Annotated in this window: 28 protein-coding genes and 1 pseudogene; 11 read left to right on the top strand and 18 right to left on the bottom strand. The window is 64.5% G+C overall.

Going from position 1 to position 25,067, the window contains the following annotated elements; translation table 11 throughout:
- The first annotated feature begins 31 nt into the window (after positions 1-31).
- Entirely contained in the window at positions 32-175 is a 144-nt protein-coding gene (locus tag P9254_RS14150; RefSeq protein WP_164763732.1) for a hypothetical protein, read from the top strand.
- An 88-nt stretch (positions 176-263) separates the two neighbouring features.
- Here P9254_RS14150 and P9254_RS14145 read toward each other — a convergent pair whose 3' ends face one another.
- Positions 264-851 (bottom strand): dihydrofolate reductase family protein, encoded by a 588-nt coding sequence (locus tag P9254_RS14145; protein ID WP_127246668.1) that lies wholly within the window; start codon positions 849-851, stop codon positions 264-266.
- A 105-nt stretch (positions 852-956) separates the two neighbouring features.
- Between P9254_RS14145 and P9254_RS14140 the strand changes: the two genes are divergently transcribed.
- Positions 957-1,373 (top strand): winged helix-turn-helix transcriptional regulator, encoded by a 417-nt coding sequence (locus P9254_RS14140; RefSeq protein ID WP_095824647.1) that lies wholly within the window; start codon positions 957-959, stop codon positions 1,371-1,373.
- Positions 1,374-1,507: 134 nt separating this feature from the next.
- Positions 1,508-2,230 carry a 3-keto-5-aminohexanoate cleavage protein gene (locus tag P9254_RS14135; protein WP_278056616.1) on the top strand — a complete coding sequence of 241 codons (723 nt, stop codon included), beginning with the start codon at positions 1,508-1,510 and terminating at the stop codon, positions 2,228-2,230.
- Between the two features lie 40 nt (positions 2,231-2,270).
- Here P9254_RS14135 and P9254_RS14130 read toward each other — a convergent pair whose 3' ends face one another.
- The 4 genes and pseudogenes from P9254_RS14130 to P9254_RS14115 all read right to left on the bottom strand — a co-directional run bounded on the left by P9254_RS14130 (position 2,271) and on the right by P9254_RS14115 (position 5,815).
- Positions 2,271-2,672 (bottom strand): GFA family protein, encoded by a 402-nt coding sequence (locus P9254_RS14130; RefSeq protein WP_095801529.1) that lies wholly within the window; start codon positions 2,670-2,672, stop codon positions 2,271-2,273.
- 78 nt (positions 2,673-2,750) lie between these two features.
- Positions 2,751-3,672: pseudogene (gene add / locus P9254_RS14125) on the bottom strand (adenosine deaminase).
- Positions 3,673-3,881: 209 nt separating this feature from the next.
- Positions 3,882-4,940: a Gfo/Idh/MocA family protein gene (locus P9254_RS14120; protein ID WP_278103884.1), complete on the bottom strand. Its 1,059-nt coding sequence runs from the start codon at positions 4,938-4,940 to the stop codon at positions 3,882-3,884.
- A gap of 89 nt (positions 4,941-5,029) precedes the next feature.
- Positions 5,030-5,815 carry a ThuA domain-containing protein gene (locus P9254_RS14115; protein ID WP_278056614.1) on the bottom strand — a complete coding sequence of 262 codons (786 nt, stop codon included), beginning with the start codon at positions 5,813-5,815 and terminating at the stop codon, positions 5,030-5,032.
- A 217-nt stretch (positions 5,816-6,032) separates the two neighbouring features.
- Between P9254_RS14115 and P9254_RS14110 the strand changes: the two genes are divergently transcribed.
- Complete coding sequence (locus P9254_RS14110) at positions 6,033-6,788, top strand: bestrophin-like domain (protein ID WP_067325426.1); 756 nt, start codon at positions 6,033-6,035, stop codon at positions 6,786-6,788.
- Between the two features lie 3 nt (positions 6,789-6,791).
- Here the strand turns inward: P9254_RS14110 and P9254_RS14105 are convergent, their stop codons facing one another.
- From P9254_RS14105 to P9254_RS14070, 8 genes are all read right to left on the bottom strand, one after another.
- On the bottom strand, positions 6,792-8,033 hold the full coding sequence (locus P9254_RS14105) for a glycosyltransferase (protein ID WP_278056611.1): 1,242 nt from the start codon (positions 8,031-8,033) through the stop codon (positions 6,792-6,794).
- Between the two features lie 292 nt (positions 8,034-8,325).
- Positions 8,326-9,912 (bottom strand): tlde1 domain-containing protein, encoded by a 1,587-nt coding sequence (locus tag P9254_RS14100; protein WP_278056610.1) that lies wholly within the window; start codon positions 9,910-9,912, stop codon positions 8,326-8,328.
- 503 nt (positions 9,913-10,415) lie between these two features.
- On the bottom strand, positions 10,416-10,664 hold the full coding sequence (locus P9254_RS14095) for a hypothetical protein (RefSeq protein ID WP_176477998.1): 249 nt from the start codon (positions 10,662-10,664) through the stop codon (positions 10,416-10,418).
- Between the two features lie 291 nt (positions 10,665-10,955).
- Positions 10,956-11,435 carry a DUF2231 domain-containing protein gene (locus P9254_RS14090; protein WP_278056609.1) on the bottom strand — a complete coding sequence of 160 codons (480 nt, stop codon included), beginning with the start codon at positions 11,433-11,435 and terminating at the stop codon, positions 10,956-10,958.
- A 399-nt stretch (positions 11,436-11,834) separates the two neighbouring features.
- A complete protein-coding gene (locus P9254_RS14085) occupies positions 11,835-13,088 on the bottom strand; it encodes an NAD(P)/FAD-dependent oxidoreductase (protein ID WP_278056608.1) in 1,254 nt (417 codons plus the stop codon).
- On the bottom strand, positions 13,085-13,819 hold the full coding sequence (locus P9254_RS14080) for a methyltransferase domain-containing protein (protein WP_278056606.1): 735 nt from the start codon (positions 13,817-13,819) through the stop codon (positions 13,085-13,087). Before P9254_RS14080 ends, P9254_RS14085 begins: the two co-directional genes overlap by 4 nt.
- Positions 13,816-14,943 (bottom strand): type III polyketide synthase, encoded by a 1,128-nt coding sequence (locus P9254_RS14075; RefSeq protein ID WP_336619652.1) that lies wholly within the window; start codon positions 14,941-14,943, stop codon positions 13,816-13,818. Before P9254_RS14075 ends, P9254_RS14080 begins: the two co-directional genes overlap by 4 nt.
- A gap of 178 nt (positions 14,944-15,121) precedes the next feature.
- Positions 15,122-15,280 carry a hypothetical protein gene (locus P9254_RS14070; protein WP_164748208.1) on the bottom strand — a complete coding sequence of 53 codons (159 nt, stop codon included), beginning with the start codon at positions 15,278-15,280 and terminating at the stop codon, positions 15,122-15,124.
- Positions 15,281-15,510: 230 nt separating this feature from the next.
- Between P9254_RS14070 and P9254_RS14065 the strand changes: the two genes are divergently transcribed.
- The 3 genes from P9254_RS14065 (at position 15,511) to P9254_RS14055 (ending at position 17,266) form a co-directional block, all read left to right on the top strand.
- Positions 15,511-15,657 (top strand): hypothetical protein, encoded by a 147-nt coding sequence (locus P9254_RS14065; protein ID WP_082954140.1) that lies wholly within the window; start codon positions 15,511-15,513, stop codon positions 15,655-15,657.
- A 581-nt stretch (positions 15,658-16,238) separates the two neighbouring features.
- Positions 16,239-16,457 carry a hypothetical protein gene (locus P9254_RS14060; protein WP_066999287.1) on the top strand — a complete coding sequence of 73 codons (219 nt, stop codon included), beginning with the start codon at positions 16,239-16,241 and terminating at the stop codon, positions 16,455-16,457.
- 104 nt (positions 16,458-16,561) lie between these two features.
- Positions 16,562-17,266 carry an SOS response-associated peptidase gene (locus P9254_RS14055; protein ID WP_278056603.1) on the top strand — a complete coding sequence of 235 codons (705 nt, stop codon included), beginning with the start codon at positions 16,562-16,564 and terminating at the stop codon, positions 17,264-17,266.
- Here the strand turns inward: P9254_RS14055 and P9254_RS14050 are convergent.
- Positions 17,263-17,523 carry a hypothetical protein gene (locus P9254_RS14050; RefSeq protein ID WP_127246658.1) on the bottom strand — a complete coding sequence of 87 codons (261 nt, stop codon included), beginning with the start codon at positions 17,521-17,523 and terminating at the stop codon, positions 17,263-17,265. The two genes, P9254_RS14055 and P9254_RS14050, sit on opposite strands and share 4 nt — an antisense overlap.
- A 3-nt stretch (positions 17,524-17,526) precedes the next feature.
- Positions 17,527-17,787, bottom strand: a complete 261-nt coding sequence (locus P9254_RS14045) for a hypothetical protein (RefSeq protein WP_127246657.1) — start codon at positions 17,785-17,787, stop codon at positions 17,527-17,529.
- A 137-nt stretch (positions 17,788-17,924) separates the two neighbouring features.
- Between P9254_RS14045 and P9254_RS14040 the strand changes: the two genes are divergently transcribed.
- Positions 17,925-18,125, top strand: a complete 201-nt coding sequence (locus P9254_RS14040) for a hypothetical protein (protein ID WP_095779104.1) — start codon at positions 17,925-17,927, stop codon at positions 18,123-18,125.
- A gap of 14 nt (positions 18,126-18,139) precedes the next feature.
- Here P9254_RS14040 and P9254_RS14035 read toward each other — a convergent pair whose 3' ends face one another.
- Positions 18,140-19,579 carry an FAD-binding oxidoreductase gene (locus P9254_RS14035; RefSeq protein ID WP_095801537.1) on the bottom strand — a complete coding sequence of 480 codons (1,440 nt, stop codon included), beginning with the start codon at positions 19,577-19,579 and terminating at the stop codon, positions 18,140-18,142.
- Between the two features lie 222 nt (positions 19,580-19,801).
- Here P9254_RS14035 and P9254_RS14030 point away from each other — a divergent pair, with 222 nt between their 5' ends.
- Positions 19,802-20,131: a hypothetical protein gene (locus P9254_RS14030; RefSeq protein ID WP_127246655.1), complete on the top strand. Its 330-nt coding sequence runs from the start codon at positions 19,802-19,804 to the stop codon at positions 20,129-20,131.
- Between the two features lie 113 nt (positions 20,132-20,244).
- Here the strand turns inward: P9254_RS14030 and P9254_RS14025 are convergent, their stop codons facing one another.
- Both P9254_RS14025 and P9254_RS14020 read right to left on the bottom strand, forming a co-directional pair.
- The gene (locus tag P9254_RS14025) at positions 20,245-21,177 is read right to left on the bottom strand and encodes a dimethylarginine dimethylaminohydrolase family protein (protein ID WP_127325416.1); all 933 of its coding nucleotides are present in this window, start codon (positions 21,175-21,177) and stop codon (positions 20,245-20,247) included.
- Positions 21,178-21,208: 31 nt separating this feature from the next.
- Positions 21,209-22,795 (bottom strand): amidohydrolase, encoded by a 1,587-nt coding sequence (locus tag P9254_RS14020; RefSeq protein ID WP_164746764.1) that lies wholly within the window; start codon positions 22,793-22,795, stop codon positions 21,209-21,211.
- An 82-nt stretch (positions 22,796-22,877) separates the two neighbouring features.
- Here P9254_RS14020 and P9254_RS14015 point away from each other — a divergent pair, with 82 nt between their 5' ends.
- Both P9254_RS14015 and P9254_RS14010 read left to right on the top strand, forming a co-directional pair.
- Complete coding sequence (locus tag P9254_RS14015; protein WP_066999260.1) at positions 22,878-23,774, top strand: LysR substrate-binding domain-containing protein; 897 nt, start codon at positions 22,878-22,880, stop codon at positions 23,772-23,774.
- Positions 23,775-23,968: 194 nt separating this feature from the next.
- Positions 23,969-25,063, top strand: a complete 1,095-nt coding sequence (locus tag P9254_RS14010) for an ABC transporter ATP-binding protein (protein ID WP_095801538.1) — start codon at positions 23,969-23,971, stop codon at positions 25,061-25,063.
- The last annotated feature ends 4 nt before the right edge of the window (positions 25,064-25,067 follow it).

Here is a 25,067-nt window from a genome sequence, read left to right as displayed (position 1 = left end):
ACCGACTCATCATAGCTGGGCGGTGCTCGACATGGCCAATGACAAGCCCGCCGAACATGCCGGGCGCGCGCTCATCGGTCTCACGTCGCACGAAGCCCGGCGGTTCGCCGCCGCGGTCAACGACGAAGCGGGGTCTCGGGAAACCAACGCGCTGGCGTCGCACCCAGGCGGGTAAGGCATGGCACCGACGGTTCGCAATTTGCCGGGAAACGACAACCGAACAAGCGGTTGAGACGGCGTGCTGCCAGATTGATTCAAGTGCCTCACCCCGCCGACGCGTAGCGGTTCACCACCATGCCGCAGGCATAGGCCTTCGAGCCGGTGAGCTTCAGCCTGGCGAAGCCCGCCTGGTCGAAGATGCGACGGCCGGCACCCAGCACCGCCGGGTTGATGAAGAGCTGGAATTCGTCGACCAGCCCGGCGGCGATCAGCGCCGAGGCGAAGCCGGCGCCGCCGAACACGGCAATGTCGCCGCCCTCGCTCGCCTTCAGCGCATTGATCTCGCGCGGCAGATCGCCGCTCGCGACCCTGGTACGCTCCCACCGCGACGCCTTGAGCCTGTCGCTCAGTACCACCTTGTCAGCTGCGATGATACGCTGGGCAAAGGCATAAAAACGGTCTCGCGGAAATTTCCTCGCCGCATTGCCCCAGTGATTGAGGTAGCCCTCCTCGGCCATCTTGCGGCTGAGCAGAATCGTGTCGACGGTTGCGAACACGGCATTGAAGTCCTGCTTGAGCTCGTCGTCCCAGTCGCTCTCGTCGCCCCATTCCCAAAGCTGCCAACGACGGTTCTCGTCGGCGCCGACGAAGCCGTCGACCGACATCTGCATTTGCAGGATGAGCTTTTTCATTGCGCGGTCCTCTCGCATCTCCAAACACGGTTTACTTTTGAAATCATTTGACGCGCGGAAGGAATGCTGTCAATTGAAAAGTGATTTACAAATGGAACTAACTTCATGTCCACGAAGGAAAGGTCCGGCTGCCCGATCAGCCTGTCGCTCGAGCTCATCGGCGACCGCTGGACGCTACTCATCATCCGCGACCTGGCCTTCGCCGGGAAAAGGCATTTTCGCGAGTTCCTGCAGTCGGACGAAGGCATCTCGTCGCGCACGCTGGCAGAGCGGTTGCAGACCCTGGTCGACAAAGGCGTCCTCACCCGCAGCGACGACCCGACCCACAGGCTGAAAGCGATTTACCGGCTGACCGAGGCCGGCATCGACCTTTTGCCGATACTCGCCACGCTTGGCGCTTGGGGCAGCAAATATCGAAAGGCGGATGAGGATTTGGCGCGGGTTTCCAAGGAACTAGCGGCAGGTGGCCAGCCGGCGCTGGAGCGGATGAAGAAGAGGTTGAGGAAGGAGCATTTGGGGTAAGGCGTTCCACGCCGCCAATTGCCCAAAGTCGAGTTCTACGGCGAAGGATCGGCGTCGATAAGATCCTGCCCGCAGGTTCCGTTTCCCGTCTATGCTCCCCTGCGCTAGACTCCGCCTGAACAGGATCGACCGCCATGATCGTCCAGGCCTGCATCAACGGCGCCCGCGCCGCGGATTTCCACCTCGCCCTGCCGCTCGACCCGGATGCCATGGCACGCGACGGCGCGGCCTCGGTTGCGGCGGGTGCCGCCGAACTGCATGTGCATGCGCGCGGCGCCGACCGGCAGGAAAGCCTTGCCACGGAAGCGATGGACCGGACGATGACGGCGCTGCGCCGCGCCTGCCCCGGCACACTGATCGGCGTTTCGACCGGCGCCTGGATCGAGAAGGACGACAGGCGCACGATTGCGGCCATCGCCGGCTGGCATGAGCTGCCCGACTACGCCTCGGTCAATCTCAGCGAGGCGGCGGCGCCCGAAGTGATGGAAGCGTTGCACGACCGCGGCGTCGGCATCGAGGCCGGGCTGGCGTCGATCGGCGATGCGCTCAGGCTGGCCAGCCTCGATCATGGCCGCCGGGTGCTGCGCGTCCTGATCGAGATTTCCGAGCAGACGCTGGAGGAGGCCTTTGCCTTCGCCGACGGCATCGAAAAGCTGCTGCAACGCGAAGGCATTCACCGCTCGATCCTGCTGCATGGCGAGAACGCGACCGTGTGGCCCTTCGTCGAGCGGGCGGCGGCGCGGAAGTTTTCGACCCGTGTCGGGCTCGAGGACGGTAAGGAGTTGCCTGATGGGACGGTGGCGGACGGGAATGCGGCGCTGGTGAAGGCGGCGGTGAGGATCTATCGCCGGGCGTGACTTGGTTCCTCGCCTCATGGGGAGGACCCAAGGCCAAAAGTCAGCCGAACTTCGTCAGCGGCTTGGCGGTTATCTCGACCCATTCGCAGCGCCGGCTGCGGTGGTAGAAGGATTGGAAGGGCGGCGGGAACGACGGATCCGCGAACGCCCCTACCGGAATTGCAGTTAGGCCGGGCTGCGTGTCGATGCGATAGTGCACTGTGGTCCCGCAATCAGGGCAGAAGCTGTAGGTTATCTGCCCGCCCTGCTCGCCGGTGCGCGTGAACTGCAGCGCGCGCCCGTCTATCGTCACATCGGCCTCGGCAAAGCGCACATTGTAGCTGAAGGCGCTGCCTGTGCGCCGCTTGCAGTCGAGGCAATGACACACCGAGATGCGCACCGGCTCGCCCGCGCAGGTGGCCGACAGCTGACCGCAGGAACATTCGGCGCGTCGCGTGACCATGCTGGCTCCTTTCGACCGAGTCTCGGCACCTTATGCAGTTCGGCGGCGCGGTGAAAGCACCTATCCGCCGAGCGTCGCCTACCCCTGCCAGGCCGTCAGATCCGCCAGTATCCGCGCCTTCACCGCCGGGTCGGCGTAGCTCGCATGCACCGATGTCGCGGCGAGCTGGCGGATGGTTTCACTGTCCCAGGCGAAGGTCTCGGCGCAGGCGGCGTAAGAGGCTTCGAGCGTCGTGCCGAGCAGCGCCGGATCGTCGGTGTTGATGGAGACGGGAACGCCGGCTTTGCGCAGAGCGTCGATCGGATGCTCGGCAAGCGAAGGATAGACGCCGAGTGCGATGTTGGAGATCGGGCAGACGCCGAGCGGAATTCGCCTCTGTGCGAGCAGGTCGACCAGAGCCGGCTCCTCGATCGCGCGAACGCCATGGTCGATGCGATCGGCGCCAAGCAGCTCGATGGCGTCGCGAACGCCCTCGGGACCGCTCGACTCGCCGGCGTGGACGGTGCGTCGCAATCCGGCCGTGGCGGCGCGGCGGAACGCCTCGGCAAAGGCGCGGACCGGTGCGCCCGGCGGCCGCCTCGTTGCCGTCGATCGAAAGGGCCACGACGCGCGGGTGCCTGATCCTGCTCAGCAACTCCACCAGTTCGATGGCGTCCTCGGCCGACTGGGTGCGCAGCAGGCTGATGCAGAGCCCGACCGGCGGGTATCCATCCTGCTCGGCCGCCGCGAACCCGGCATCGAAGACGTCGATCATGCCGGCGATGTTCCGGTGCCAGTGCGGCCAGTGAGTCGGATTGACGATGACATCGGCGTAGCGCACGCCGCTCTTGGCCATGCGCCGCGCAAATTTATAGGCGGTGATGGCCAGCTGCTCGCGCGTACGAAACGTGCCGCACAGCCAGTCGAGCATTTCGAGGAAGCTCTTCAGATCATGCGCCTCGAAGAGCCTGTCGCGCGGCGCGCGCAGCGGGATGCCAGCCTCCTCGCAATTCCTGATCACGTCGTCGGCCTCGAAGCAGCCCTCGACGTGGATGTGCACTTCGGCCTTCGGCAACCCGATATAGTCGGTCAATGAAGCCTCCCGAGCTTTGTGGCCGCATCAAATCACGAAAGGCGAGATCAAGGCTTCAAGAAATGATTGAAAGATTTGTGTGATGACAGCCCCCCCCGTTGCGGGCCCGTTGCGGGAGGAGATCGGCAGCTTCGGCCTCACTGCGTGTCCGCGTGGGCCCTCAGCTCGGCGCGCTTTTCGTCCGACACCACCGCCAGATCCAGCACCTTCTGCAGACCAGCCGCATGGCGGAAATTGGGCTCGGCCTGCACGCCGCTTTTCACCGCCTCGACGAAGCGCTGGTAGTTGGTCGGCACGGTGCCGGCGTCGAGCTCTTCCCATTTGGCGTCCTCGACATTGGCACCGATGCAGCCCTTCAACATCGAGCCATTGAGATTGTGCACCACCTCGATGCCGCCCTTGTCGCCATAGATGCGCAGCCTGAGCTCGTTGAGATGGCCGCTCGCCCAGCGGCTGGCATGCACCACGCCGAAGGCGCCGTTGGCGAAATCGAGCGTCATGGCGAAGCTGTCATTGGCGTCGAGCTGGTAGTCGCCGATGCGGTTGCCCGGCGCCTTGTCGAAGGCGCGCAGCCGGCAGAATACGTGGTCGATATCGAGGGCGGCGCCATAGCTGGCGAAGTCGAGGATGTGGATGCCGACGTCGCCGAGCACGCCGTTTGAGCCGTGGCCGCGCGAGAGCCGCCAGAGCCACTTGGGGTCGCTTCGCCAGTCGCCCCAGAATTTCGATACCAGCCAGCTCTGCAGATAGGAGGCCTCGACGTGGCGCACCGTGCCGATCTCGCCGGCCTGCACCATTTGTCGCGCCCTCTGCAAAGGCGCGACGTTGCGGTAGGTGAGGTTGACCATGTTGACGACGCCGGCGGCTTCCGCCGCATCGGCCATCTCGCTTGCCTTGCCGAAATTCTCGGCCAGCGGCTTTTCGCAAAGCACCGGCTTGCCGGCGGCGATCAGCGCCATGGTGGTCGGGTGATGGATGCGGTCGGGCGTGACATTGGCGACCGCGTCGAAACCGTCCCAGTCGAGCGCCGCCTCCAGCGAGGTGAAGCGCTTCGGGATCTTGTAGGCGTCGGCATACTCGCCGACGCGGGCTGGATCGACATCAACGGCACCGACGATGTCGACGCCTTCGATAGCGCCGAAGCGGCGGGCATGCTCCTGCGCCATCCAGCCGGTACCGAGTATCAAAAGCCGCATTTTGCTCCTCCAGAGGGATTGGTTCGATTCAATGATATGAGGCGGGCGATCTAATTGTTGCTTGTACGCAATCCCAAACAGAAAACGGTTTAGCGGAAACCAGCCTCGCCGGGCGCATGCAGCTTGCCGCCGCGTTCGACGATCGGCTCCAGCGCCTTCTCTACCGGCACGTTGGGTGCTTTGAGGATGGCGGAATTCCTGCCCTGCGGGTTGTGCGCCCACTTCACTGCGTTGCGCAGCACCTTGTGCACGGTCGCGTCGTGGTAGGTCGGATAGGTTTCGTGGCCCGGGCGGAAGTAGAAGACATTGCCGGCGCCGCGCCGGTAAGTAAGGCCTGAGCGGAACACCTCGCCGCCCTGGAACCAGGAGATGAAGATTGTCTCCAGCGGCTCCGGCACGGCGAACTGCTCGCCATACATCTCCTCGTTCTCGAGCTCGAAATATTCGCCGATGCCTTCGGCGATCGGATGGCTGGGGCTCGTCACCCAGAGCCGTTCGCGCTCGCCGGCCTCGCGCCATTTGAGCGTGCAGGGCGTGCCCATCAGCCGTTTGAAGATTTTCGAGAAATGGCCGGAGTGGAGCACGATCAGTCCCATGCCTTCGAAGACGCGGCGTGCGACGCGCGCGACCACATCGTCGGCCACCGCGCCATGGTCCTTGTGACCCCACCAGACGAGCACGTCGGTCTCGGCGAGGCGGGATTCAGGCAACCCATGCTCCGGCTGCTCCAGCGTCGCGGTCGAGGCGGAGATCGCCTTGTCGGCGTTGAGCGCGTTGGCGATGGCCGTGTGCATGCCTTCCGGATAGATGCCGGCGACCACCTCATTGGTCCGCTCATGGATGTTCTCGCCCCAGACGACAGCGCGAATTGTCATGGATTGCCTCGTGATGGTGAGAGGGTGGAGCCGCCCGGCGCAATAGATAGCGTCTTCGGCCGGCATTGGAAGCGGTTTTTGCCCTTCGCTCCGCTGCACATGACGACGAGCCAGAAAGCATCGTTGGCGAACAACCACATACGCCTGTATGCTTCCGCTTTGATTCAACCACCTCCACCCAATTGGCAACCGTCCTTTCCCGTGCGCAATATCAGCTATGGGCGAAGTGCTTATAGGGGCGGCGATTTTTGCTTGTCTGGCCGGGGCGTCGCTGGTCAGCCTGATGGTGCATGAGCGCTTCCCTGCTCACCACCTTGGCGACGATACCAGCGCGGTGGTGCGGCTCGCCGCGAACCTCTTCATGGTGATGTCCTCGCTGGTCCTCGGCCTGATGATCAACTCTGCCAAGAACACGTTCGAATCCATCAACGTCAACGTCCACACCTTCGCCACCGATCTCATTCTGCTCGACAGAACGCTCCGACACTATGGACCGGAGGCGGACGGCGCCCGGCAATCGCTCACCGCCTATGTGCAGCGCGTCGTCGATACCTCGACCGCCGACAGCGACACGACGGTCGTCCCGAACAGGCTGTCGGAACTGCTGCTCAATCAGGTCGGCGATATCGTAGGCGGATTGACCCCTGCGAACGCCAGGCAGACCGCCACGCAACAGGCGGCGACGCAGCAGTTGCAGAAGGTGATCGCGCAGCGCTGGATTCTGGCCGAGCAGTCCGAGGGTGCCATCCCCGCGCCGCTGATCGCGCTGCTCGTTGCCTGGCTGACGCTGATCTTCGCCAGCTTCGGCTTCCGAGCACCGTGCAATGGAACCATCATCTTCACGTGCCTCGTGTCCGGGGCGCTGGTGGCCGCGGCAATCTATCTGATCATCGACATGGACAGCCCCTTCTCCGGCCCGATCCAGGTCTCGCCGGCGCCCCTGCAGAGGGCGCTGGCGGAACTGACGCAGTGAAGGTCAGGCACGACCGAACATCTCGATCAAAAGCTTCGCCGCCACCGCCGCGCCGTCGGCGCGGACCGAACGGGCAACCTCGCTCGCACGGATGTGGGTTTCGGGCGCCAGCGCCGTCTCCATCGCCGCCGACAATGACCCCGCTGTCGGAACCGGGCCGTCATGAGCTGCGCCGATGCCGAGCTCGGCCACCCGCCGCGCCCAGTACGGCTGGTCGCCGATCTGCGGCACCACCAGTTGCGGCGCTCCTGCCCGCGCGGCGGCGACGGTCGTTCCGGCACCGCCGTGATGCATGACGGCGGCGACGCGGCGGAACAGCGCCTGGTGGTTGACATCGCCGACGGCGAACCAATCGTCCCGGTCGTCGGTAAGGCCAAGCTCGGCCCAGCCACGCGCGATCACCGTGCGCCGGCCCTTGGCGCGGACCGCCTCGATGGCCGCACGGCCGGCCTCCTTGGCCACGGCAATGGAGCCGAAGCCGACATAGACCGGAGGCGGGCCGGCTGCGAGGAATGCCTCCAGCCCGTCGGGCAGCGGCCGCTCGTCGTCCAGGATCCAGGCGCCGGTCTGCCTGGCATCGGTCAGGTCCGAAGGCAGCCACGGCCCGAGCGCTGGGTCGCAGGCGAGCAGGACCGGATCGCCGTAGACATAATCGCGGACATTTTCCACCGCAGGCAATCCGAGCGACGCGCGCCAGCTGTTGATCGCTTGGCCGAACAGCGCGTTCTTGGTCGCGATATCCGTCTCCCACAGCAGCCGGTTGTCGGTCACCCCGGCTGGAAGCGGATGTCCCGGATATTCATGCGGCCGGTTGTGCGCCGACGGCAGCCATATCGGACAGAAGGTGGCAAGGATGTAGCGCATGTGCCGCTGCCCGGCGACCAGCCGCGCGGCGGCACAGGACGGAAACAGGCCGCAGGCCACCACGGCATCGCAGCCTTCGGCGGCCGCCATGAGCGTATCATATTGCCTGGCGAGGATCTCGGCCGCCTGGCCGGAGATGAGCGCGGCCACGTCCTTCGGCGATTCCGATGCCCTGCGCCGCGTCATCTCCTTTACCCATTCGCGCACCGGTGCGAAGGCCGGCACCAGCTCCACACCGGCACGGGCGCACAGCGCTGCAAATTCTTCATCGCCGGGGACACTCACCCGCACCTCGGCGCCGAGCGCCTGCAGTCGCTCGCCCAGCGCCACCACCGGCTCGACATCGCCGCGCGAACCGTAAGTCGACAGTAAAATCCGCATGCAAACTCCCTTTCCTAAACTGAGGTCAAGGGCAGCGTACATACGGCATTGCCGGGGGCTTGCCGCAAGCCCGGGCTGCGCCATATATGCTTTCTGGGAGAGGGAGTTCTTCCTTTCCTCATCCGCAATTCGATGGAACCGGTCACTGCCGCTGTTGCAAGAGACGTGGCGAAGACATCAAGCGCGTGCGTCGACCGCGCCGCGCGTCAACGGCGGTAAGGACCGCAAACCGTCAAGAAATCAAAGGCAGCCTACCGGCAACGAGCTGCTGCCGGCATAGTGGCGGGCGGGGTCAGCCCTGGCGGCCTTCCTGGGCGACCTGGGTGGGCGACCCGTTCAGGCGCGGCACAACGACCAGGCGCTTGATCTTCCCCTTCTTGAAGGCAGAGAGGAAGCGGCCATAATCCTTGAAGGCCACGCAGCCGCTGGATTGGGCTGGGGCGCCGCGCAGCAGATAGGTATGGGCGAGCAGACCGTTGCGATTATATTTGTTCCTGCCGCTGGTCGGCGTCAGCCGGATGGCCTCGACGCCGTGGAAGCGCGATTCACGCAGCGACAGATTGTAGGTGTCGGGCGGCGTCGGGCCGGAATTCTTGCGGTTGGCGAAGCGCGGCTGGTCGGCCATGGCGCCCTTCCCCGAATGCGCCTCCAGCTTGGAGCCATCGGGCATGTAGACCGTCGCCGTCGAGATGTCATAGACGGCGACGCCATTGCCCGTCGAAGGACTGTTGAACAGACCCCTGAAGGCGTTGCCGAGACCGCCGCGCTCGGGCGTGTCCGGCTTGGCGTAGGCGAGCATCTCGGAGGCTTGCGCCTTGCTGCGCTTGGCCGGCGCGGCCTCAATCGGCTTCGCACCCTGCACACCCGGAAGCGCTTGGTCGGAGCTCCTCAGCGAGCGCGGCGTCTGCGCACCTTCGGCGGAGTCGACAACGGTCGGCTGCGGCTTGGCCGGCTGCGGTTTGGCCGACTCCGGTTTGGCAATTTGGGGCCTTGCCGCCTGGCTTGTCTGCGGCTTGGCCGGTTCCGGCTTCCTCGCGGCATTCTGTTCAGGCGCTTCCGTCGCGCGCCCGAGGGCGGTGCGCGGCCTCAAACCAGGCACGGCGATGCTGTCGGGCAAATCATCCTGCGGCGGCAGCGAAGCGACCTGCACTTCAGCTTGTCCGTCGTCGCCGGAAGCGCCGGCCGTCATCTCAGGCGCGTCGCCGCTGGCGAGCGCGACGGCGGTCGGCACGTCGACCGTCTCTTCGGGCATGACATTGGCAAGCGCCAGCGCCAGTTCGGACGCGCGCTGAACGTCGACCTGATTTCCGCCAAAGCGTGACTCGGCCGGGCCGCTCAAGGTCAGCCCACTCCGGGCCGAACCGCTGTCGGCCGCGCCGCCGAAGCGGCTTGCCGACGGCAAGCTCGCCAGCAGGACAGGAGCGTTCTCGGCGCGCCGGAAGGCATCGGCCAGTTTTTGCGGCGAAAGCCCGGCGCGCTTGATGACGCTGTCGAAACGGTCGGCGACGTCCGCGGCGGAAGCCGCGACAACCTTCTCATGCGATACGCTATCCGGTGCCGGTTTCAGCCGCGCGGCCTTGCCGTCATGCACCAAACTGGAGGGGTTTGGCGTGGAGCTCGCAAAGCTGGCTGCGAGACTGAGGCAGCCGGCATCGCAGCCGCGGGTGAGCGAGCCCGTCTTGTGCGCGCCGTTCGCGGCAAGGCGTGGCGCCCAGGCGTTCGCGACCTTGCGGCGCTGGTCGCCAAGCACGATGCTGCGCGGCGCAAGCAGGCTCTGCGGCAATCCGTTGGAGGCGGCGGTGAGCGAGGTGCTCACGGAATAGAGGCCGGCCATGGTCGCGACCGACCACAGGGCCAGGGCAGCGCCGACAGCAGGCACTACAACCCAACGATGACCACCAGATTTCTTCGAAGTTACCCCCTCTTCAGGAGCGTCACCCCGGTTCTTCAAACGCAAAAACGCCATACGACCACTCTCAATCGGCATGCCGGTTTGCGGACCTGGCACCCGTCACGATCACAGTTCGCCTGGTGCCCCCTGCACCTTCACGCGTCTGTTGCCGATTGATTCAAAAGATGGACAAAGATGGTTAACCAATCCCTCCACCAATCGCCATTGTGGCGACGGTCCATACGAAAAAAGAGCCCTCCATGGTCTGCGCCACGGTAAAAATGCTCTCCCTCAGCCGCTTTGCTGCCCGTTTTTGCGGGCCGAGTCAAGCAAGCGCGAAGGTTCCACCCTTTCGGGCGATCGCCAGCTAAGGACGGATTGAGGTTAAAAACGGCAGGAAGAGCCTGGCGCGACCAGCTGCGACATCTCTTCCAGGGCGGCAGATCGCAACGCCAACAGCTATGCGGGAAGACAGCCTTCGCAACGCCCAATCAAGGACGGAGCTGTCGAGCCGGATTGCGTCGCGACGGTGCGGTGCGGCGCTCCGCAAGCGATTGCAACAACTCCGCTTCGGCGCTGAAGCCGTTTTGGAAAGCTTCGAGCACGTCGGAGGCAAGCTGTTCTCTTTCGCCCCCGTCTTTTAACGCCAGACGGCGCTCGTTGCACAACTGATCGAATACTTTCTGGAGGAGCTCCAGCTCGACTGGCGTGAATATTCCGCTGTGCTTGGTGAAAGCCATGACGCCTCCCTCCCCCCTTAGATGGGCGAAAGCGCGATCTACTCTTTCAAGCGTCCGTGTGCCTCGTCTGGGTGCGGACGACAAGGCATCCTACACCTTTCCGGCCGGCCTATCGATTCCGTCTTAGTCTAGATCGGACTGTTCAAGCTGAACCCGCTTCCGTCGGCCAACGTCGCGAGGCGCCTATGAGCTGTTCAACCTCTGAATCGCTTCCCCAATCCAACTGATTGTTCTTACACAGCTTCCAGCGAAATCCTGGAGCTGCTTCAATCACCGGAAAAACGGGCGCATTCAGCGCATTTGGTCCGGATCGTCGGCAACGCCGACGTGATGCCGATAGACCATTCCCCAACCCTTCCAGCCGGTGAACAGAAGGATGAGGACAACGATCAGCGACAGGACAAGGCCAACCGGCACTACCGCTGCCTCCGCGTCGGCATATCGCGAGTACCAGTTGTAAAGTTCGATGAGAACGACGATCACGTTGCCGCCGGCGTGAAGCCATGCGTCCTGGAGATTGCGAATCTGGGTGTCCCCCAGGACATCGGTCAAACCGGCAAGAGCCGCCAGCACGGCCATGATCAGACCTGCCCCCAGCAGCCAGAGCGTAGCGGTGACCCAGCCCGGATTACCGGTTCGCCAGAAGATAAGGTCGCAAACGAAGGTCGCGACGAAGAAGGCGATCGGGAACGGTATCAGCATTGCATGAACAGGATGGCCGGCAATGCTAGCCGTGCTGTGCGGATTGCGAGGGATCGTGTGCTGGACCATCGTATGGCCTCCTCGAGGCGTGGCGAGCGCCGCCCTCAGGCCACATCACAACGCATCAGGGGCTCGGCGGCAGAAAGCCGGATATATGCAAACTCCGGTTGAGCCGGAATGTTCCATAACCCGACTGCGGCTGCGCGGGACGGAATCCACGCACCGCTATAGGCGCGTATGCCAGTGTGGGCTCGACTCGAAAGCGAGCTGAACGATAGTGTGCTCTTGTCGCGCGCGATCGAACTGCGGGTGAGGGCAAGGTCCCGACGATCCGCAGCGCTTCCTGGCGCACGCCGCAACTGGAGCAGCAACGGATTACGCCACTTCGGTGATTGCGGACAGGCACGGCAGCGGTGAGGTCGCCGCCAAAATTCAGTCGACATCATCGTGGCTGAACTCTAGGCCAACCTATCGAGCCAGGCGCGCATCGGCCAAACCGGGGACAGGTTTCGTCTTGCCGCTGAGCCGCGCTCCAAAGGTGAGCGTGCGTGGAAAATTGCGGACGACTGCCTCCATCAACGCGGCGCCGCCGGGGCCGAGGGCTAACCGAGCCAGGGCTTCGGCGGCCAGGACCCGCGTGGAGAATAATCTTCGCCAGACCGCCTCGTAGCGTTGGCCGGCCGCTTCCCGTCCCGCCCGCCCGCTCGCCGCCCCGCCGAATTCCTGAGCCACAAGCCAGCCGGACTGAAGCGCCATCGATATCCCCTCGGCGATAATCGGATGCGACTCGCCAGCGACATTGCCGACGCGGAAGATGTCTGCTTCGTAGCCTGCGCGGATCCCCGGCCGGATCGGACCGGCGGCGAGCCACGGACCATCGAGACGGGCATCCGCCAGCGCGTCCCGCGCGCCCCGGCATGTCGCCATGATGTGACGCTCGACGGCTTCGGCCGCCGGGACATGGCCGCCGCGTTCGCGGGCAAGGCTGCCGCGCAGCCGGGCAAGCACGTCGCGCCTAATGCAGCACGAGATCGATAGGCGGCCACGGTCGGCGAGCACCATGCCGCCGTAGCCGCCGGGAAAAGTGAGCAGCGGCATCAGATCGGGCGGCAGCGCCGACCCGGTGAAATGTGCCTTGAACCCGAGCAGGTCCGAGGAGCGGCTTTGCTTCCCGAGCTGGCTCGGCAGCGGCCCCGGCTCCCACGAACCGTGTGCAGCGACGATTACCGATGCCCGCAGGGTCTTCCCCTCCTCGCCGGGACTGCCGCTTGTAGCCTGGATCCGCACCGCCTGGCGGTCGCCATCCCTTTCGATGGCGACGGCACGGCAGGGCTGGAACACTTCCACGCCAGCCGAGCGGGCCGCGTCGAGCAGCAGCGTGTCCAATATGTCGCGGCCAAGCGCGCGGCCGAAGCCGTTTCTTGCCGCGGGTCCGGATCGCGCGCCCGGCATCGGCGCCTCGATGCTGGCATTGCCGGAAAAGAGGCCGACCCGGCGTATTTCCGGACCGGCCTCGCCGCGCCAAGCATCGCCGATACCCAGCCGGTCAAGGAGCGCGAGGTTGCTTGCCGAGATGTATTCGCCGCATACCTTGCGGCGCGGAAACGCGCTCTTCTCCACGATCGCGACAGCCCATCCGCGCCGGGCGAGCGCCAGCGCCGCCGACGTGCCCGCCGGGCCGGCGCCGATGATGATCGCATCGTGGGTGGATGCGCGCTTCACGGCTTATCCCTGGGCGCATCCCCGACCTGGATCGCCGAGGCCCCGACAAAGACATGCGAGAAAGGCCCTGCGCGCCGTTCCTCGAGCGGGTTGCCGCCGGCGGCAGCCCAAAGATCGGAAAGCTCGTGGCCGCGAAAGCCGGCGCGGACGCTTTCAACCGCATCATGTCGCGTGACGTCGTTGACGCCAATTGCCGGCAGAATCCGGGCCGCGACCAGTGCAAAGCCCGCCCGCAGCGGTTCCGTCGCCAGGATGAGCGGCGCCTTGGGCCGCAATAGCGAGAACAGGCGAAGCAGTGCAGCATCGCTGAAATGATGCAGGAAGAGGTTGACCGTGATCGCGTCGAAGGGTCTGCCATCCCCCTTCTCCGCCCAATCGAAGACATCTGCGGTGATGGTTTCGACCCTCCATCCCAGCCCGGCGAAATCCGCCGCGAGCCTCGGCGTGGCGAGGCGGACGCGATCGAGCATCGTCAGTTCCACCTCGCGCCAATCGCGTGCCATGCGCCACGCCACCTTGAGCATGAAGGTGCCGTCGCCGGCGCCGATCTCCAGGATGCGGCCGGGCGGCCTCGGCAAAAATTTCCGCATGAGCGAAGCCATGATCGGCGCCTGGAACATCAGCGCGTTGATGCGGGCGAGATCGCGGCGCGAGCGGATTGCCCGCGCATCGTCGGCCGCGAGCCCGTCCAGGATTTCCGGAACGAGGCTGCGTTCAACGAGCGCACTCATGAGACGGTCCTGAACAGCATGGTCTCGGCCGTCAGCCCGGGCCCGAACGACATGCCGCAGCCGAGCAGCCCGCCCGGCTGCTTCAGCATCTTCTCCATCACGAACATGACGGTTGGCGACGACATGTTGCCATATTGGCGCAACACCTCGCGCGACGGCTCGAGCGCGGCGGGCTCGAGTTCAAACGCCCTTTCGACGGCGTCGAGAATGCTGCGGCCGCCGGGATGCACAGCCCAGAGGTCGATCGCTTCCGGCGCCCGGCCTCCGAGGATCGCGTCCCGGTTGCTGCGCAGGGCTTCCTGGACAGCGGCCGGCACCTTGCCGGAAAGAACCATGTCGAAACCTTGGTCACGGATATCCCAGGTCATCAGTTCGCGCTGCTCGTTCGCGACGGCGCAGCGGAAGGAGTCGAGCTCGATGCCGGGCGGCTCGGCGGTGACGATGCTCGCAGCGCAGCCGTCGCCCCAGAGGCAGAAGCAGAGCAGCTTTTCCAGTTCGGTGGTTTCCCTGATGTGTAGTGTGCAGATCTCGATGTTGACCAGCAGTACCCTTGCCCCCGGATCGGAGCGTACGATGTGGCGTGCAAGCTTGAGGCCGTTGACCGCAGCGTAGCAGCCCATGAAACCGATCATCGTGCGTTCGACGCCGTCCGCAAGGCCGCAGCGCTGAACCAGGTCGAGGTCGATGCCGGGCGCGGAGAAACCGGTGCAGGTGGTGACGATGAGGTGTGTGATGCGCGAAGCCTCGTTGCCGAGATGCAGCCCGTCGACGCCCTTTTGCGCCAGCGCGGGGGCGGCCTCTGCGAACATAGCCATTCTGGCGGCCGTCCCGGGAAATGCCCCGCGCTTGAAGATCCCGCCGAGATCGACCGACGGCCCTTCGGGGTCGAGAGCCGGGGCAAAGCAGGAGAAGCGGTGGTCAATGCCGGCAAGCCCGGCCATGCGTTCGAATAGTTTCCTGCGGTCGCTGCAGAGCATGGAGGCCGCGTAGCGCAGGTAGAACTGGTGGACTTCATGCTGGGGAACCGCCGTCGCGATCCGGTTGATGTAGGCGTTAGCGGACATGTACTGTCTCCCTGGGCCTCGGCGCGGTGCGCGCTGTTGCCGGAGGGGTTCCTTGCTCATGAGCGCGCCTTGGCAGGCGCCAAGCGCTGACCGTTGCCTGTTCGATAAACGTTTCGGAAAACCTGTTTCTTCCCCTGGCGTATGATCCCGAAACTAAAAGATTTGAAGGGGATGATAGGCAAATCAAAGTGTTACAGCCTTTTCCGCGCCCTAGCAGCAGGCAAGGATTTCGGCTCGATCACTTGCTGCCCTGCACCGTTCCGGGCACGATCAAGGCTCCCTGATCGCGCTCCGAATATCTGAAGCCGATAAAGAACAAGGCGATGATGGTGAGGCCGACCGCCAGCACGATGGCGAGGGTCCTTCCCGGGTTTTCGGCAGGGGGCCTATCTAGCATGGTGGTTCGCCTCGCATATCAACCTGGCGAGGGCGGGAAGGGTTCCCAGGCGGGTAGAACGCTCGCCCGGTCCGACATTGACGGTATCGGCAAGGAAGCGGGAAGCGCACCCCCGGGCGAAGAGCGACTACCGGCGATAGCTGCAAATTGCATCAATCGAATTGTGAGAAAATTAATCAGCGCTTTCTAATATTGTTGGTCACCCGGCAGCGAATTCCGGTAACGGACCCATGACCAAGAACCTCGGCAACGCCAAGCCCAACGCCCCTGCGGGCGAGATAAGATCCTCGCCATTCGGCAGGATAGCGCCGGCGCTGTTCCCGCTGGCAGTCGTGGCGCTGGGCTACCTCGTGGGCAAGCAGTTCTTCGGTTTCTGATGCTGGGCAAATGTTCTGTGGAGGCGGGCCGGAGCCTCGCGCGGGCCGGTGCTCGTATTCGGCCGTTTGCGCCCCTCCCACTGCTTTGGTCCTAGGGCCTAGGTCGTTCTTGCCCTTGCATTAGTACAAGCGCATGTTCGAAGTAGCCGGCAGGCTCGCAAACTCCGGTCAGGCCCGGCCGCCGAACCCAAAACACCCCCCCAGGCTGCCGGGCCGTCGGCGCGCCTTGCAAGCAAGCCCTCCACACCACCGATGGGTCCGTAACCAGCGCTGCTGCCGCGGTGGACCTGCACGCGCTCACAATCGCTCCAAAGCGCTCGAGAGGCGTATCGTTGCGCGGACCGGGCGCCGCATCGAAGTCGAATTCTACCTAGGGTGTCCTTCAAGCTTTCAGTGTCTGGATTTTATCCATTTTGAACGGCCCTTACCGGAAATCTGTATTTTCGACATCAAGTGTGCTCGTGCCTTGCAACTATTCTCCTGCTGAGGATAATAAGCGGTTGCTTGCGGCGACCCTTCGTGCGTTAAATCGTATTGCTGTTCGAGGATGCAATTCTTAGGACGACGAGCTGGAGCTGCACATGGTGGCAGGCGAACCAGACAGTGTCCGCGTAAAATTCATCAACGGCCAATGGCTGGTGCGCGTCGTCGAAGGCGGCCGGCTGGCCCATCAACTGTTCAACATCCACGCGGAAGCCGAAGCCTTCGCCGAGGAGGAACGCCACCGGCTGGGCCTGCCGGGCGAGCCGCCGGCCGCGGAGCCGGCCGAGCCAAAGCGGCGCGGCGGGCGCAGACGCTGAGCGCCCGATATCCTCAATTCGTGTGGCTTGCCATCGCCTCACCGGCAACCAGTTTGCGCTCCGCGGAAAATATGGGAACAATCGGCGGGACGGGGATGCTGCCGATGTGCAATCTTTACAACATCACCACAAGCCAGGAAGCGATCCGCCAGTGGACGCGAGCGCTGCGCGACATTTCGGGCAATCTCGAACCTTCGGTCGACATCTATCCGAACCAGCCGGCGCCGGTGGTGCGCAATGCCGCCGACGGCAGCCGCGAGCTCGCCCGGCTGCGCTGGGGCATGCCGACGCCGCAAGAACGCGTGCGCGGCAATGCCGATCCCGGAACGACCAACATCCGCAACCCGCAATATGCCCACTGGCTGCCTTATCTCGGCGTCGAGAACCGCTGCCTGGTGCCGGTGACGAGCTTTGCCGAACCCTCGCCAAAGCCCGGCGACAAGGATCCTGAAACCGGCGTGCAGAAGAATTTCTGGTTCGCGCTCGGCGAGGACCGCCCGCTGTTCTTCTTCGCCGGGCTGTGGACGCCCTGGCATGGCGTGCGCAAGGTGAAGGAAGGTCCGGGCGACCACGAGCTCTACGGCTTCCTGACGACCAGGCCGAACGCGTTGATCGCGCCGATCCACGAGAAGGCGATGCCGGTGATCCTGACCACTCAGGAGGAGACCGAGCTGTGGCTGACAGCGCCGTGGTCGGAGGCGAAGACGCTGCAGCGGCCGGCGCCGGACGACGCGCTGGTGATCGTGGACAAGCCGGCGACGCAGATCAAGTTTCCGGCGGAACCGCCGGCGCAGGGGTCGTTGTTTTAGCTCCTCGCCTTCTGCAGCACCCAGATATAACCCTTGGGCGGATGGTCCTGGTCGATGAACTGGGTCTTGACCTCAGTGTCCTTGCGGCCGCAGCGCTTGCAGCGGAAGCGGATGGTTTCGAGCGGCTTGTTCCAGCCGACCACCTTCGCGACGTCGTTCGCCTTGAAGCGGCCGGCGTGGTAGCAGTGGCGGCATTCGACTCTGAGCAGCATGTTGGCCTTGGCCGCCCGGCCGACGCTGTCCATGGGTCCGGCCATTTCTCATGTCCGGTCTGAATAATCCTCAGGCAGCGGCAGCAGGCCGAGCCAGGCGGCGCGGAAATCGAGGTCCCTGCCCGCCACCGCGCCCATCATCTCATGCAGCCTCTCCACCAACCCGTTGAGCCGCCAGTACATTTCGCCGTTGGTCTTGAGATTGAGCTGCGCCGCCAGCACGGTCTGGCGCAGTTCCAACGCATCGCGGATGATCGCCTCCGCGTCCGACCGGAACAATCTGTCATAGCGGCTTCTCCGTCTGCCCAACGCGGCTCTCCGTGATCCTGAGCAACCGCCCCATCTGCTGACAAAATAGGAACCCGTTCCTCGCTGAGTCAATTCGTCGTTGACAATTTTGTTCCCTTTTTGTTTACATGCTAGTGGGAACCTGCGGAGCACCCGAGATGGATCACATCGTCAGGCTCGACAGCCGCGAGGAAGCGGCGCTTCAGGCAATCGCCGAGCGGTTCATCGCCCGGCACAAGGGCGACCCGGTGAAGGCGCTGAAGGAGATGATCGTGTTCAACGGCCATCTCCAGCAACGGCTCGACGCGCTCCAGGCTTCAAGGCTTCGTCAACGAGACGCGTCGGGACGGCGCGGCTGAGGCATGCTGCCCCGTCAGGCGGCCCGCAGTCCTTCCTTCGGACGCAGGTTCTGGTTCATGCGGAACAGGTTCTGCGGATCGTAGCGCTGCTTGATCTCGAGCAACCGGCGATAATTGCCGCCATAGGCCGCTTCGACACGGTCGATCTCATCCTCCGGCATGAAGTTCACATAGGCCGTTCCGGCAGCATGAGGCTTTGATGCTTCATAGATGTCTCGAGCCCATTCGATGCAGGCCTTGTCCATGGCCGGTTCGCGCCAGCGGGCGTGAACATTCATGACGAAATGCGAGCTCCGCTGCGGAAACGCCGTCGCTTCCGCCGGGACGCGGCCAGCGACGCCGCCGACATGGCCGAAGAATATCTCGCATTCGGGACCCGGAAGCCTGGATATCGCGGTCGTGGTGATCTCGATCGCGCTGTCGGAAAGCTCGGTGAAGTCATGGCTCTTCCAATAATTGCGGGCGCCAGGCGCGAGCAGCGGATCGAAGGCCTGCTGCCAGCCCGTGAACGGGTTGGGACCGACGACGTCGGCGATCGGCGTGCCGATGGCGCGGAGCTTTTGCGTCGCCTTTTCGCCAGCCTCGATATCGCCGCAATAGCACATGGCCAGCACCAGCACTTCCTTGCCGTGCCATTCGGCCGGCAGGAAGGGCAGCGGCGGCGCCTGCCGCATGACCACCCAGCAGGTCAGTTCGTCGGGGGCGGTTTCGAGCGCGGCGCGGTATTCCCGAAGCACCTTCCCGGCATCGGCGAAGGGATGGACGACAAGGCCCGACAGCACTTGCGGCCCGAACTGGTGAAGTTTGAACTCGAACCCCGTGACGACGCCGAAATTGCCGCCGCCGCCGCGCAGCGCCCAGAACAGGTCCGCGTTCTCGGTCTCGCTGGCGCGCAGCAGCTTGCCGTGCGCGGTTACCACGTCGGCCGAAACGAGATTGTCGATGGTCAGCCCGTATTTACGGGTGATCCAGCCGAAGCCGCCGCCTAGCGTCAGGCCGGCAATACCGGTGGTCGAGTTGATGCCGGTCGGCAGCGCCAGTCCGAAGGCCTGTGTTTCCCGGTCGACATCGACAAGCGTGGCGCCGGGTCCGACCCAGGCGCGCCGCGCCGCGACATCGACCCGCACAGACTTCATCATGGAGAGATCGATGACGAGGCCGCCCTCGCAGATGGCGCTGCCGGCAATGTTGTGACCGCCGCCGCGCACGGAGACGAGAAGTCCGTTCTCACGGGCGAAATTCACCGCGGCAACGACATCGGAGGCGCCGACGCAGCACGCGATCAGCCCGGGCCGCCGGTCGATCATGTCATTCCAGATGCTGCGCGCGCCGTCGTAGCCGGCGTCACCCTCCCGCAGCACCGTGCCGCGTATTTGCGTCGAAAGCGTTTCCAGGGCGGCGGCATCGACTGTGGTCTTGCCGCCCTCAAGGGCAGTGAAGCTCATGGCATTCATGAATTCCTCCCGTTCTTGTTGATGAGCCCCCTCCGCCCGAATTTTAGTGTGCGCTCATGTTCGGCATCCCGCAAGTTATCGCGGGCAGCGAGCCGGCCGTGCGGGCGTTGCTCAACAAACGATTGGCAAGAACGGCACGCGCGTTGCCAGCAATCTTGACGGGCAGGAATAACAGGCTCTCAATCAAGAGAGATTATCGCTGCGGATATAGGGGAATGCCGCATGAAACGCATGTTGTTTGCCTGTTCGATATCGTCTGTGCTGCTATTGTCAGCGAACCGGGCGTTTGCGTTCAATTTCGGCTTCGTCAGAGTGCCGGACTGGATGGATCCTTATATCGGCGTGCTCGTTGCCGTCACCCTCTTCTTCTGGCTCGGACTGGCGGCGACAAAGCCGAGCGGCGTGCCGTTCAAGCAGGTGCGGTATGTGAAGATTTCGCCCATAGCGAATTTCTTCTACCTCGGCATCGCCTTCTTCTTCACTATCATGATGATTATGCTGTTCGCCGGCATGGGCCTGAGGCGATACGCTGAGTGGACCGGCGCAGCGTAGAGCGGGAGCGAAACGGGACAGATCGAAGCTCTTTCGCGCCCCCTTCTGTCCTGCTGGAGATCTCCCCCTCAAGGGCCCTCAAGGGGGAGATTGGCAGCTTCGGCGCCGTGCTCCTATGCCTTCACCCGCTTCAGCGCCTGCGCCATGCAGTGAATGCCGCCGCCGGTCTTGGAGATCTCGCTCATGTCGACGGCCGCCACCTCGAAGCCGCGTGCCTTCAGCTTTTCGATCAGCGTCTTGCTCGAGGTCGGGGCGATCACCCTGTCCTTGCCTAGCGACATGAAGTTGCAGCCGAGCGCCATCGTATCCTGGAAGGGCACGTCGATGATCTCGTGGCCCTTGCCCTTCAGCCAGTCGACGATGCCGGGCTCGGTGCAAGCAAGGCAGACGGCGGTGAGCTTTTCGGCGATCGGCACCACCATCAGGTCTATGTGCACGTAGTATTCGTCGATGAAGGCGATGCGCGTCTCCCAGCCTTCCTTGTCGAACCAGGCCTGCACCTGGCGCGCTCCCTCCTCCTGCGTGCGGGCGCCGCCGCAGCCGATCAGCACCACGCCTTCCTCGATGACGTTGAAGTCGCCGCCCTCGAAGGTGCCGGCGGTCACCATGTCGTAGATCGGGATGCCGAGCTTCTCATAGGTGCGGATGGCGGCGTAGTTCTCGCCGCGCCGCCACCAGTTGGCCATTGCGGTGATGAACGCGCCGTAGGGCGTCATGACGCTGGAGTCGCGCGAATAGACCTGCATCGGCAGTTCCGGCGTCGGCTCGTGCCAGTGGATGGTGACGCCGAAATGCTCGTAAGCGGCGACGAGGTCCTTGTGCTGCGCCTGGGCGATCTGGATGTTGCAGGGCGCCTCGCGCAAATGCTTTCTGGACAGCGAACTGGTCGAAAGATGGCGAAGGAAATTGGGCGAGCCGAGCAGCACGTCGCTCAGAACGTCGGTCTCGTTGGCGAAGCCCCAGGCAGTGAGCGGCTTGGTGCCGCCATTGGGATTGCGGCGCTGCAGCGAGAACGGCTCAGCGACGATGCGGTCATGGACGGTCATGGTGTTCTCCTCGGGGTCGGTCTGCTTGAGATCATTGGCTGCTCGGTATCCACCAGTCGCGCCCGCGCCCGGTGGTGACATATTCCGGCCAGCGGAAGTTTATCGGCGGCTCGTAGTCACAAAGCGGCGCGATCCAGTTCGAGCCGCCGGCGCCGCCGCCGGTTCGCTTGACGAATTCGTCCATGGCCGCATCGCGCGCTGCCTTGTCTTCCAGTAGGCGAAGCGCGGTGAGCGCGACGGTCTTGGAGGCGCAGGTCACCATCGGGTCGATGGTGGCCGCAATGCCGCCCAACGCGTTCATCACCCAAGCGGGATAGGCGTGACCGTTGGCCGAGCGCAGCGCCGGGCGGGCGACGTAGAAGCGCGATGTCGGCGCGTGCCAGCTCATGTCGGTATAGTCGTCCGAGGTCGAGTTCACCTGCGAGGGCGGCAGGTCGCGCCGCAGGATCGCCTCGGCCTCCTGCGGCGTGATAAGGCGCTCCAGCTCGTCGATGAACGGATTCTCGGTCGCCTCGCCGCCAGCATTGACCTGGACCTCGCGGGCGATCGCCCTCGCCTCTTCGTTCCACTGTGGCGGACCGACGGTCGAGAGCGCTTCATAGGTGATGCCGGCCATGGCGTGGTTGGCCAGTCCCGGGCGCGACTTCGACACCCAGTGGCGTTCGTAGCGGGAGCCGCTCATCCTGGCGGCGGCTTCCGCGTTTCGGTCGAGCACGGCGGTCACCTGCTCGGCCATGGCGATGGTCGGCACGCGGATCATGTACTGGATCTCGGCAAGACCCGCCGGCAGATTGTCGGCGGTCGCCTGGCCCGCGGTCAGGATCGCTTCGCTGATCGACCAGCCGCCCTGGTGGGTCAGCATGGAATCGCGCAGCGCCTTGGAAGCCATGTACATCATCATCAGCGCGTCGTTGGCACCTGGCGCCCTGACCGCGGAATGCGCCTGCGGGATCGGGGCGCCATCGCTTGCGCGACCCCAGTTCTGAGGCTCGTCGCAAATGAAGCGGTAGATCATCGAATACGCCGCGCCGCAATGCGTGTCCCAGCGCGCGGTGTTGCAGAGCGGCAGCATATAGAAGGGATGAAAGGAGATCATGCCGGCAAGGCCGTCATAATAGCCCTTGGCGGCATGGATCGGCTTCGAGCCCCTCACCTTCTCTGCCGGCTCGCCAGTGAAGCGCAGCGTGCCTTGAATGCCATGCTGCTGCATCGCGGCCTTGGCGGCGAGCAGCCCGCCGAGGCTGCCAATGCCGAGGCCCGAGTGCGGATCGGTATGGCCACCCGCCTCGACGCTGAGCCCCGCCCGCGGTTGCTTGACCGTCACGGCATCCTGGCAGTTGCCGGGCACCGCGTCGTATTCGGCATACATGCCGATCGTCGGTCCTTCGCCATTCGTCCAATGCGCGCAGAAGGCGGTCGGCATGCCGCCCGAGCCCTCTTCCACCGAAAAGCCCTCACGCTTCAGCCGGTCGACATACCAGGCTGCGGACTGGTACTCGCGCCAGGCGGTCTCGCCGAGGTCGAAGATGGTGCGCGTCCAGGCCGACAAGAGCGGCTGGATGCCGTCGATGCAGGCCAGTGCCGTTTCCTGCGCTGATGTCGTCACCGGTTTCTCCATGCCGCAAAGAAAGCAGTGAAGCGGCTCTTCAAAAAGTGATATGTTTTCCCGGCTCGTGCAAATTCGGTTCACCTGAGGCCTCTTGCGCATACCTTCCACGCAGGCGCTTCGCGCCCTCGACAGTTTTGCTCGTCACGGCAGCGTGTGGCGCGCGGCCGATGAACTCCACCTCACCCGCAGCGCCGTCTCGCATCAGCTGAGGCTGCTCGAACGCGACCTCGGCTTCGATCTCTTGCAGCGCATCGGCAAGGGCGTGGCGCTGACGCCGCGCGGCCAGCGCTACGCCGCCGATGTCAGGAAGGCGCTGACCGTGCTCGGCGACGCGGGGACGCAGAACAGCGGCGCCGGCGTCGGCGGCTCCTTCGGTATCTCCTGTCCGCCGGGCTTCGCCTCGATGTTCCTATGCACCCATATCGGCGAGTTCCAGCAGATGTATCCGGACGTCGCGCTCTCGGTGCTGACGCCGCGGCGGCTCGACGATGTCAGCAATCCGGAGGCCGACGCCTTCATCGCCTTCGGCGTCGGCAACTGGCCGAACCGCGCGGTGGAGCTGCTTTGCGAGGTCTCCTTCACGCCGCTCTGCAGCCCGACGTTGCTCAACAAGGTGGGCGGCTTTTCCAAGCCCGCCGACGTCCTGCGCGCCAACCTGCTGCATCTCAGCGATACCGAGGACTGGGCGCGCTGGCTGGCGCTGTCCAAGGTGGAGAATCCCGACACCGAAGGCGGCATCTTCTTTTCCGACATGAACCTCGTGTTCTCGGCGGCAATCGCCGGCCAGGGCATCGCCATGGGAGACGAGCTGACCGGCCGCCGGGCGCTGAGCGAGGGCAGGCTGGTCAAGCCGTTCGAAGCGACGGTGCCCTCGCCGCGCTCCTACTATCTGGTCTTCGAGCATGCCAAGGCGGGCCACCCGGTACTCAATGCCTTCAGCGACTGGCTGCGGGCGAAGCTTTTGGAAAGCAGGCTGGCGAAGTATTGAAGGCGGAGGACGCCGGCACGCCTTAGGATATCTTAGTCGCGAACGTTGGCGAGCGCTCCGAACGCCCGAGTCGGGAGACGCTCCCGCCACCTGCCCACCCGTGAATCAAATTTGCCGAACAGACGAAAACTATTCGGTTGCGGTGAACGCGCGCCGTGCATACGATTTGAAACAAGCGTGAGGACGAAGGCAGGATGCAGCAACCCGGCCGGGCCGCAGAGATCAAGGCGAACGGGATAGGCAAGAGCTTCGGCTCGTTCCGGGCGCTGGACAATCTCACGCTCGATATCGGCCGCGGCGAGTTCCTGACGCTGCTTGGGCCATCCGGTTCCGGCAAGACCACCTTCCTGATGATCTTGGCCGGCTTCGTGCAGCCGAGCGAGGGCAGGCTTTTCAGCGACGGCACCGACATTACCGACCGGCCGGCCGAACAGCGCGCCGCCGGCATGGTATTCCAGGGCTATGCTTTGTTCCCGCATATGAGCGTGGAACAGAACATCGCCTTTCCGCTCAAGGTGCGCAAGAAGTCCGCTTCCGAGATCAAAAGCCGTGTCGGCGAGATGATCGAGCGCGTCGGTCTCAAAGGCCACGAGAAGAAATTGCCGGCGCAGCTTTCCGGCGGCCAGCAGCAGCGCGTGGCGCTCGCCCGCGCCCTGGTGTTCGAGCCGGGCGTGCTGCTTCTCGACGAGCCGTTCTCGGCGCTGGACAAGAGCCTGCGCGGCCAGATGCAGGCCGAGATGAAGCGGCTGCACCAGGAGACCGGCACCACCTTTGTCTTCGTCACTCACGACCAGAGCGAGGCGCTGGCGCTTTCCTCGCGCGTCGCCATTTTCAATCACGGCAAGCTCTTGCAGGTCGGCAGGCCGGACGAGGTCTACGACCGGCCGGCCAGCCGCTTCGTCGCCGAGTTCCTGGGCGAGATCAACATGCTGCCGGTGAAGGGCGTCAAGCCCGCCGATAATGGCGCCACCGGTGTCTGCGAGGACCGGGCGGTCAACATGCGCTGCAAAGCAGAAAAGGTCCGCGGCGACGCTATCCTGGCAATCCGGCCGGAACACATGTCGATCGCGCCGGAGGCAGCGGCCGGCGAAAACGGCATCGCCGCCACTGCTGTCGCTTCGACCTATCTGGGTGCGGCGACCAAGCTCGACCTGACCACGCGCCAGGGTGCGAAGGTCACCGTCTCGGTGCCGAACGAGGTGGCGGCGGCAGCGTTGAGCAAGGGCAATTCCGTCTGGCTGACCTGGCCGGCGGAAAAGGGCTTCCTCCTGCCGGACGGAGGACAATGAGCGC

The organism is Mesorhizobium sp. WSM4983, from assembly GCF_029625765.1.
In the GTDB taxonomy this organism is placed as follows: Bacteria; Pseudomonadota; Alphaproteobacteria; order Rhizobiales; family Rhizobiaceae; genus Mesorhizobium.
Note: the sequence above shows the minus strand (reverse complement) of the source record. Positions and strands in the feature narration are given on the sequence as shown.

Excerpts from the sequence above, each read along its gene's own strand:
- P9254_RS14150 (WP_164763732.1), top strand. The coding sequence starts at position 32 with ATGGCCAATGACAAGCCCGCCGAACATGCCGGGCGCGCGCTCATCGGT.
- P9254_RS14145 (WP_127246668.1), bottom strand. The coding sequence starts at position 851 with ATGAAAAAGCTCATCCTGCAAATGCAGATGTCGGTCGACGGCTTCGTC.
- P9254_RS14140 (WP_095824647.1), top strand. The coding sequence starts at position 957 with ATGTCCACGAAGGAAAGGTCCGGCTGCCCGATCAGCCTGTCGCTCGAG.
- P9254_RS14135 (WP_278056616.1), top strand. The coding sequence starts at position 1,508 with ATGATCGTCCAGGCCTGCATCAACGGCGCCCGCGCCGCGGATTTCCAC.
- P9254_RS14130 (WP_095801529.1), bottom strand. The coding sequence starts at position 2,672 with ATGGTCACGCGACGCGCCGAATGTTCCTGCGGTCAGCTGTCGGCCACC.
- P9254_RS14120 (WP_278103884.1), bottom strand. The coding sequence starts at position 4,940 with ATGCGGCTTTTGATACTCGGTACCGGCTGGATGGCGCAGGAGCATGCC.
- P9254_RS14115 (WP_278056614.1), bottom strand. The coding sequence starts at position 5,815 with ATGACAATTCGCGCTGTCGTCTGGGGCGAGAACATCCATGAGCGGACC.
- P9254_RS14110 (WP_067325426.1), top strand. The coding sequence starts at position 6,033 with ATGGGCGAAGTGCTTATAGGGGCGGCGATTTTTGCTTGTCTGGCCGGG.
- P9254_RS14105 (WP_278056611.1), bottom strand. The coding sequence starts at position 8,033 with ATGCGGATTTTACTGTCGACTTACGGTTCGCGCGGCGATGTCGAGCCG.
- P9254_RS14095 (WP_176477998.1), bottom strand. The coding sequence starts at position 10,664 with ATGGCTTTCACCAAGCACAGCGGAATATTCACGCCAGTCGAGCTGGAG.
- P9254_RS14090 (WP_278056609.1), bottom strand. The coding sequence starts at position 11,435 with ATGGTCCAGCACACGATCCCTCGCAATCCGCACAGCACGGCTAGCATT.
- P9254_RS14080 (WP_278056606.1), bottom strand. The coding sequence starts at position 13,819 with ATGAGTGCGCTCGTTGAACGCAGCCTCGTTCCGGAAATCCTGGACGGG.
- P9254_RS14075 (WP_336619652.1), bottom strand. The coding sequence starts at position 14,943 with ATGAGCAAGGAACCCCTCCGGCAACAGCGCGCACCGCGCCGAGGCCCA.
- P9254_RS14070 (WP_164748208.1), bottom strand. The coding sequence starts at position 15,280 with ATGCTAGATAGGCCCCCTGCCGAAAACCCGGGAAGGACCCTCGCCATC.
- P9254_RS14065 (WP_082954140.1), top strand. The coding sequence starts at position 15,511 with ATGACCAAGAACCTCGGCAACGCCAAGCCCAACGCCCCTGCGGGCGAG.
- P9254_RS14060 (WP_066999287.1), top strand. The coding sequence starts at position 16,239 with ATGGTGGCAGGCGAACCAGACAGTGTCCGCGTAAAATTCATCAACGGC.
- P9254_RS14055 (WP_278056603.1), top strand. The coding sequence starts at position 16,562 with ATGTGCAATCTTTACAACATCACCACAAGCCAGGAAGCGATCCGCCAG.
- P9254_RS14050 (WP_127246658.1), bottom strand. The coding sequence starts at position 17,523 with ATGGCCGGACCCATGGACAGCGTCGGCCGGGCGGCCAAGGCCAACATG.
- P9254_RS14040 (WP_095779104.1), top strand. The coding sequence starts at position 17,925 with ATGGATCACATCGTCAGGCTCGACAGCCGCGAGGAAGCGGCGCTTCAG.
- P9254_RS14035 (WP_095801537.1), bottom strand. The coding sequence starts at position 19,579 with ATGAATGCCATGAGCTTCACTGCCCTTGAGGGCGGCAAGACCACAGTC.
- P9254_RS14030 (WP_127246655.1), top strand. The coding sequence starts at position 19,802 with ATGAAACGCATGTTGTTTGCCTGTTCGATATCGTCTGTGCTGCTATTG.
- P9254_RS14025 (WP_127325416.1), bottom strand. The coding sequence starts at position 21,177 with ATGACCGTCCATGACCGCATCGTCGCTGAGCCGTTCTCGCTGCAGCGC.
- P9254_RS14020 (WP_164746764.1), bottom strand. The coding sequence starts at position 22,795 with ATGGAGAAACCGGTGACGACATCAGCGCAGGAAACGGCACTGGCCTGC.
- P9254_RS14010 (WP_095801538.1), top strand. The coding sequence starts at position 23,969 with ATGCAGCAACCCGGCCGGGCCGCAGAGATCAAGGCGAACGGGATAGGC.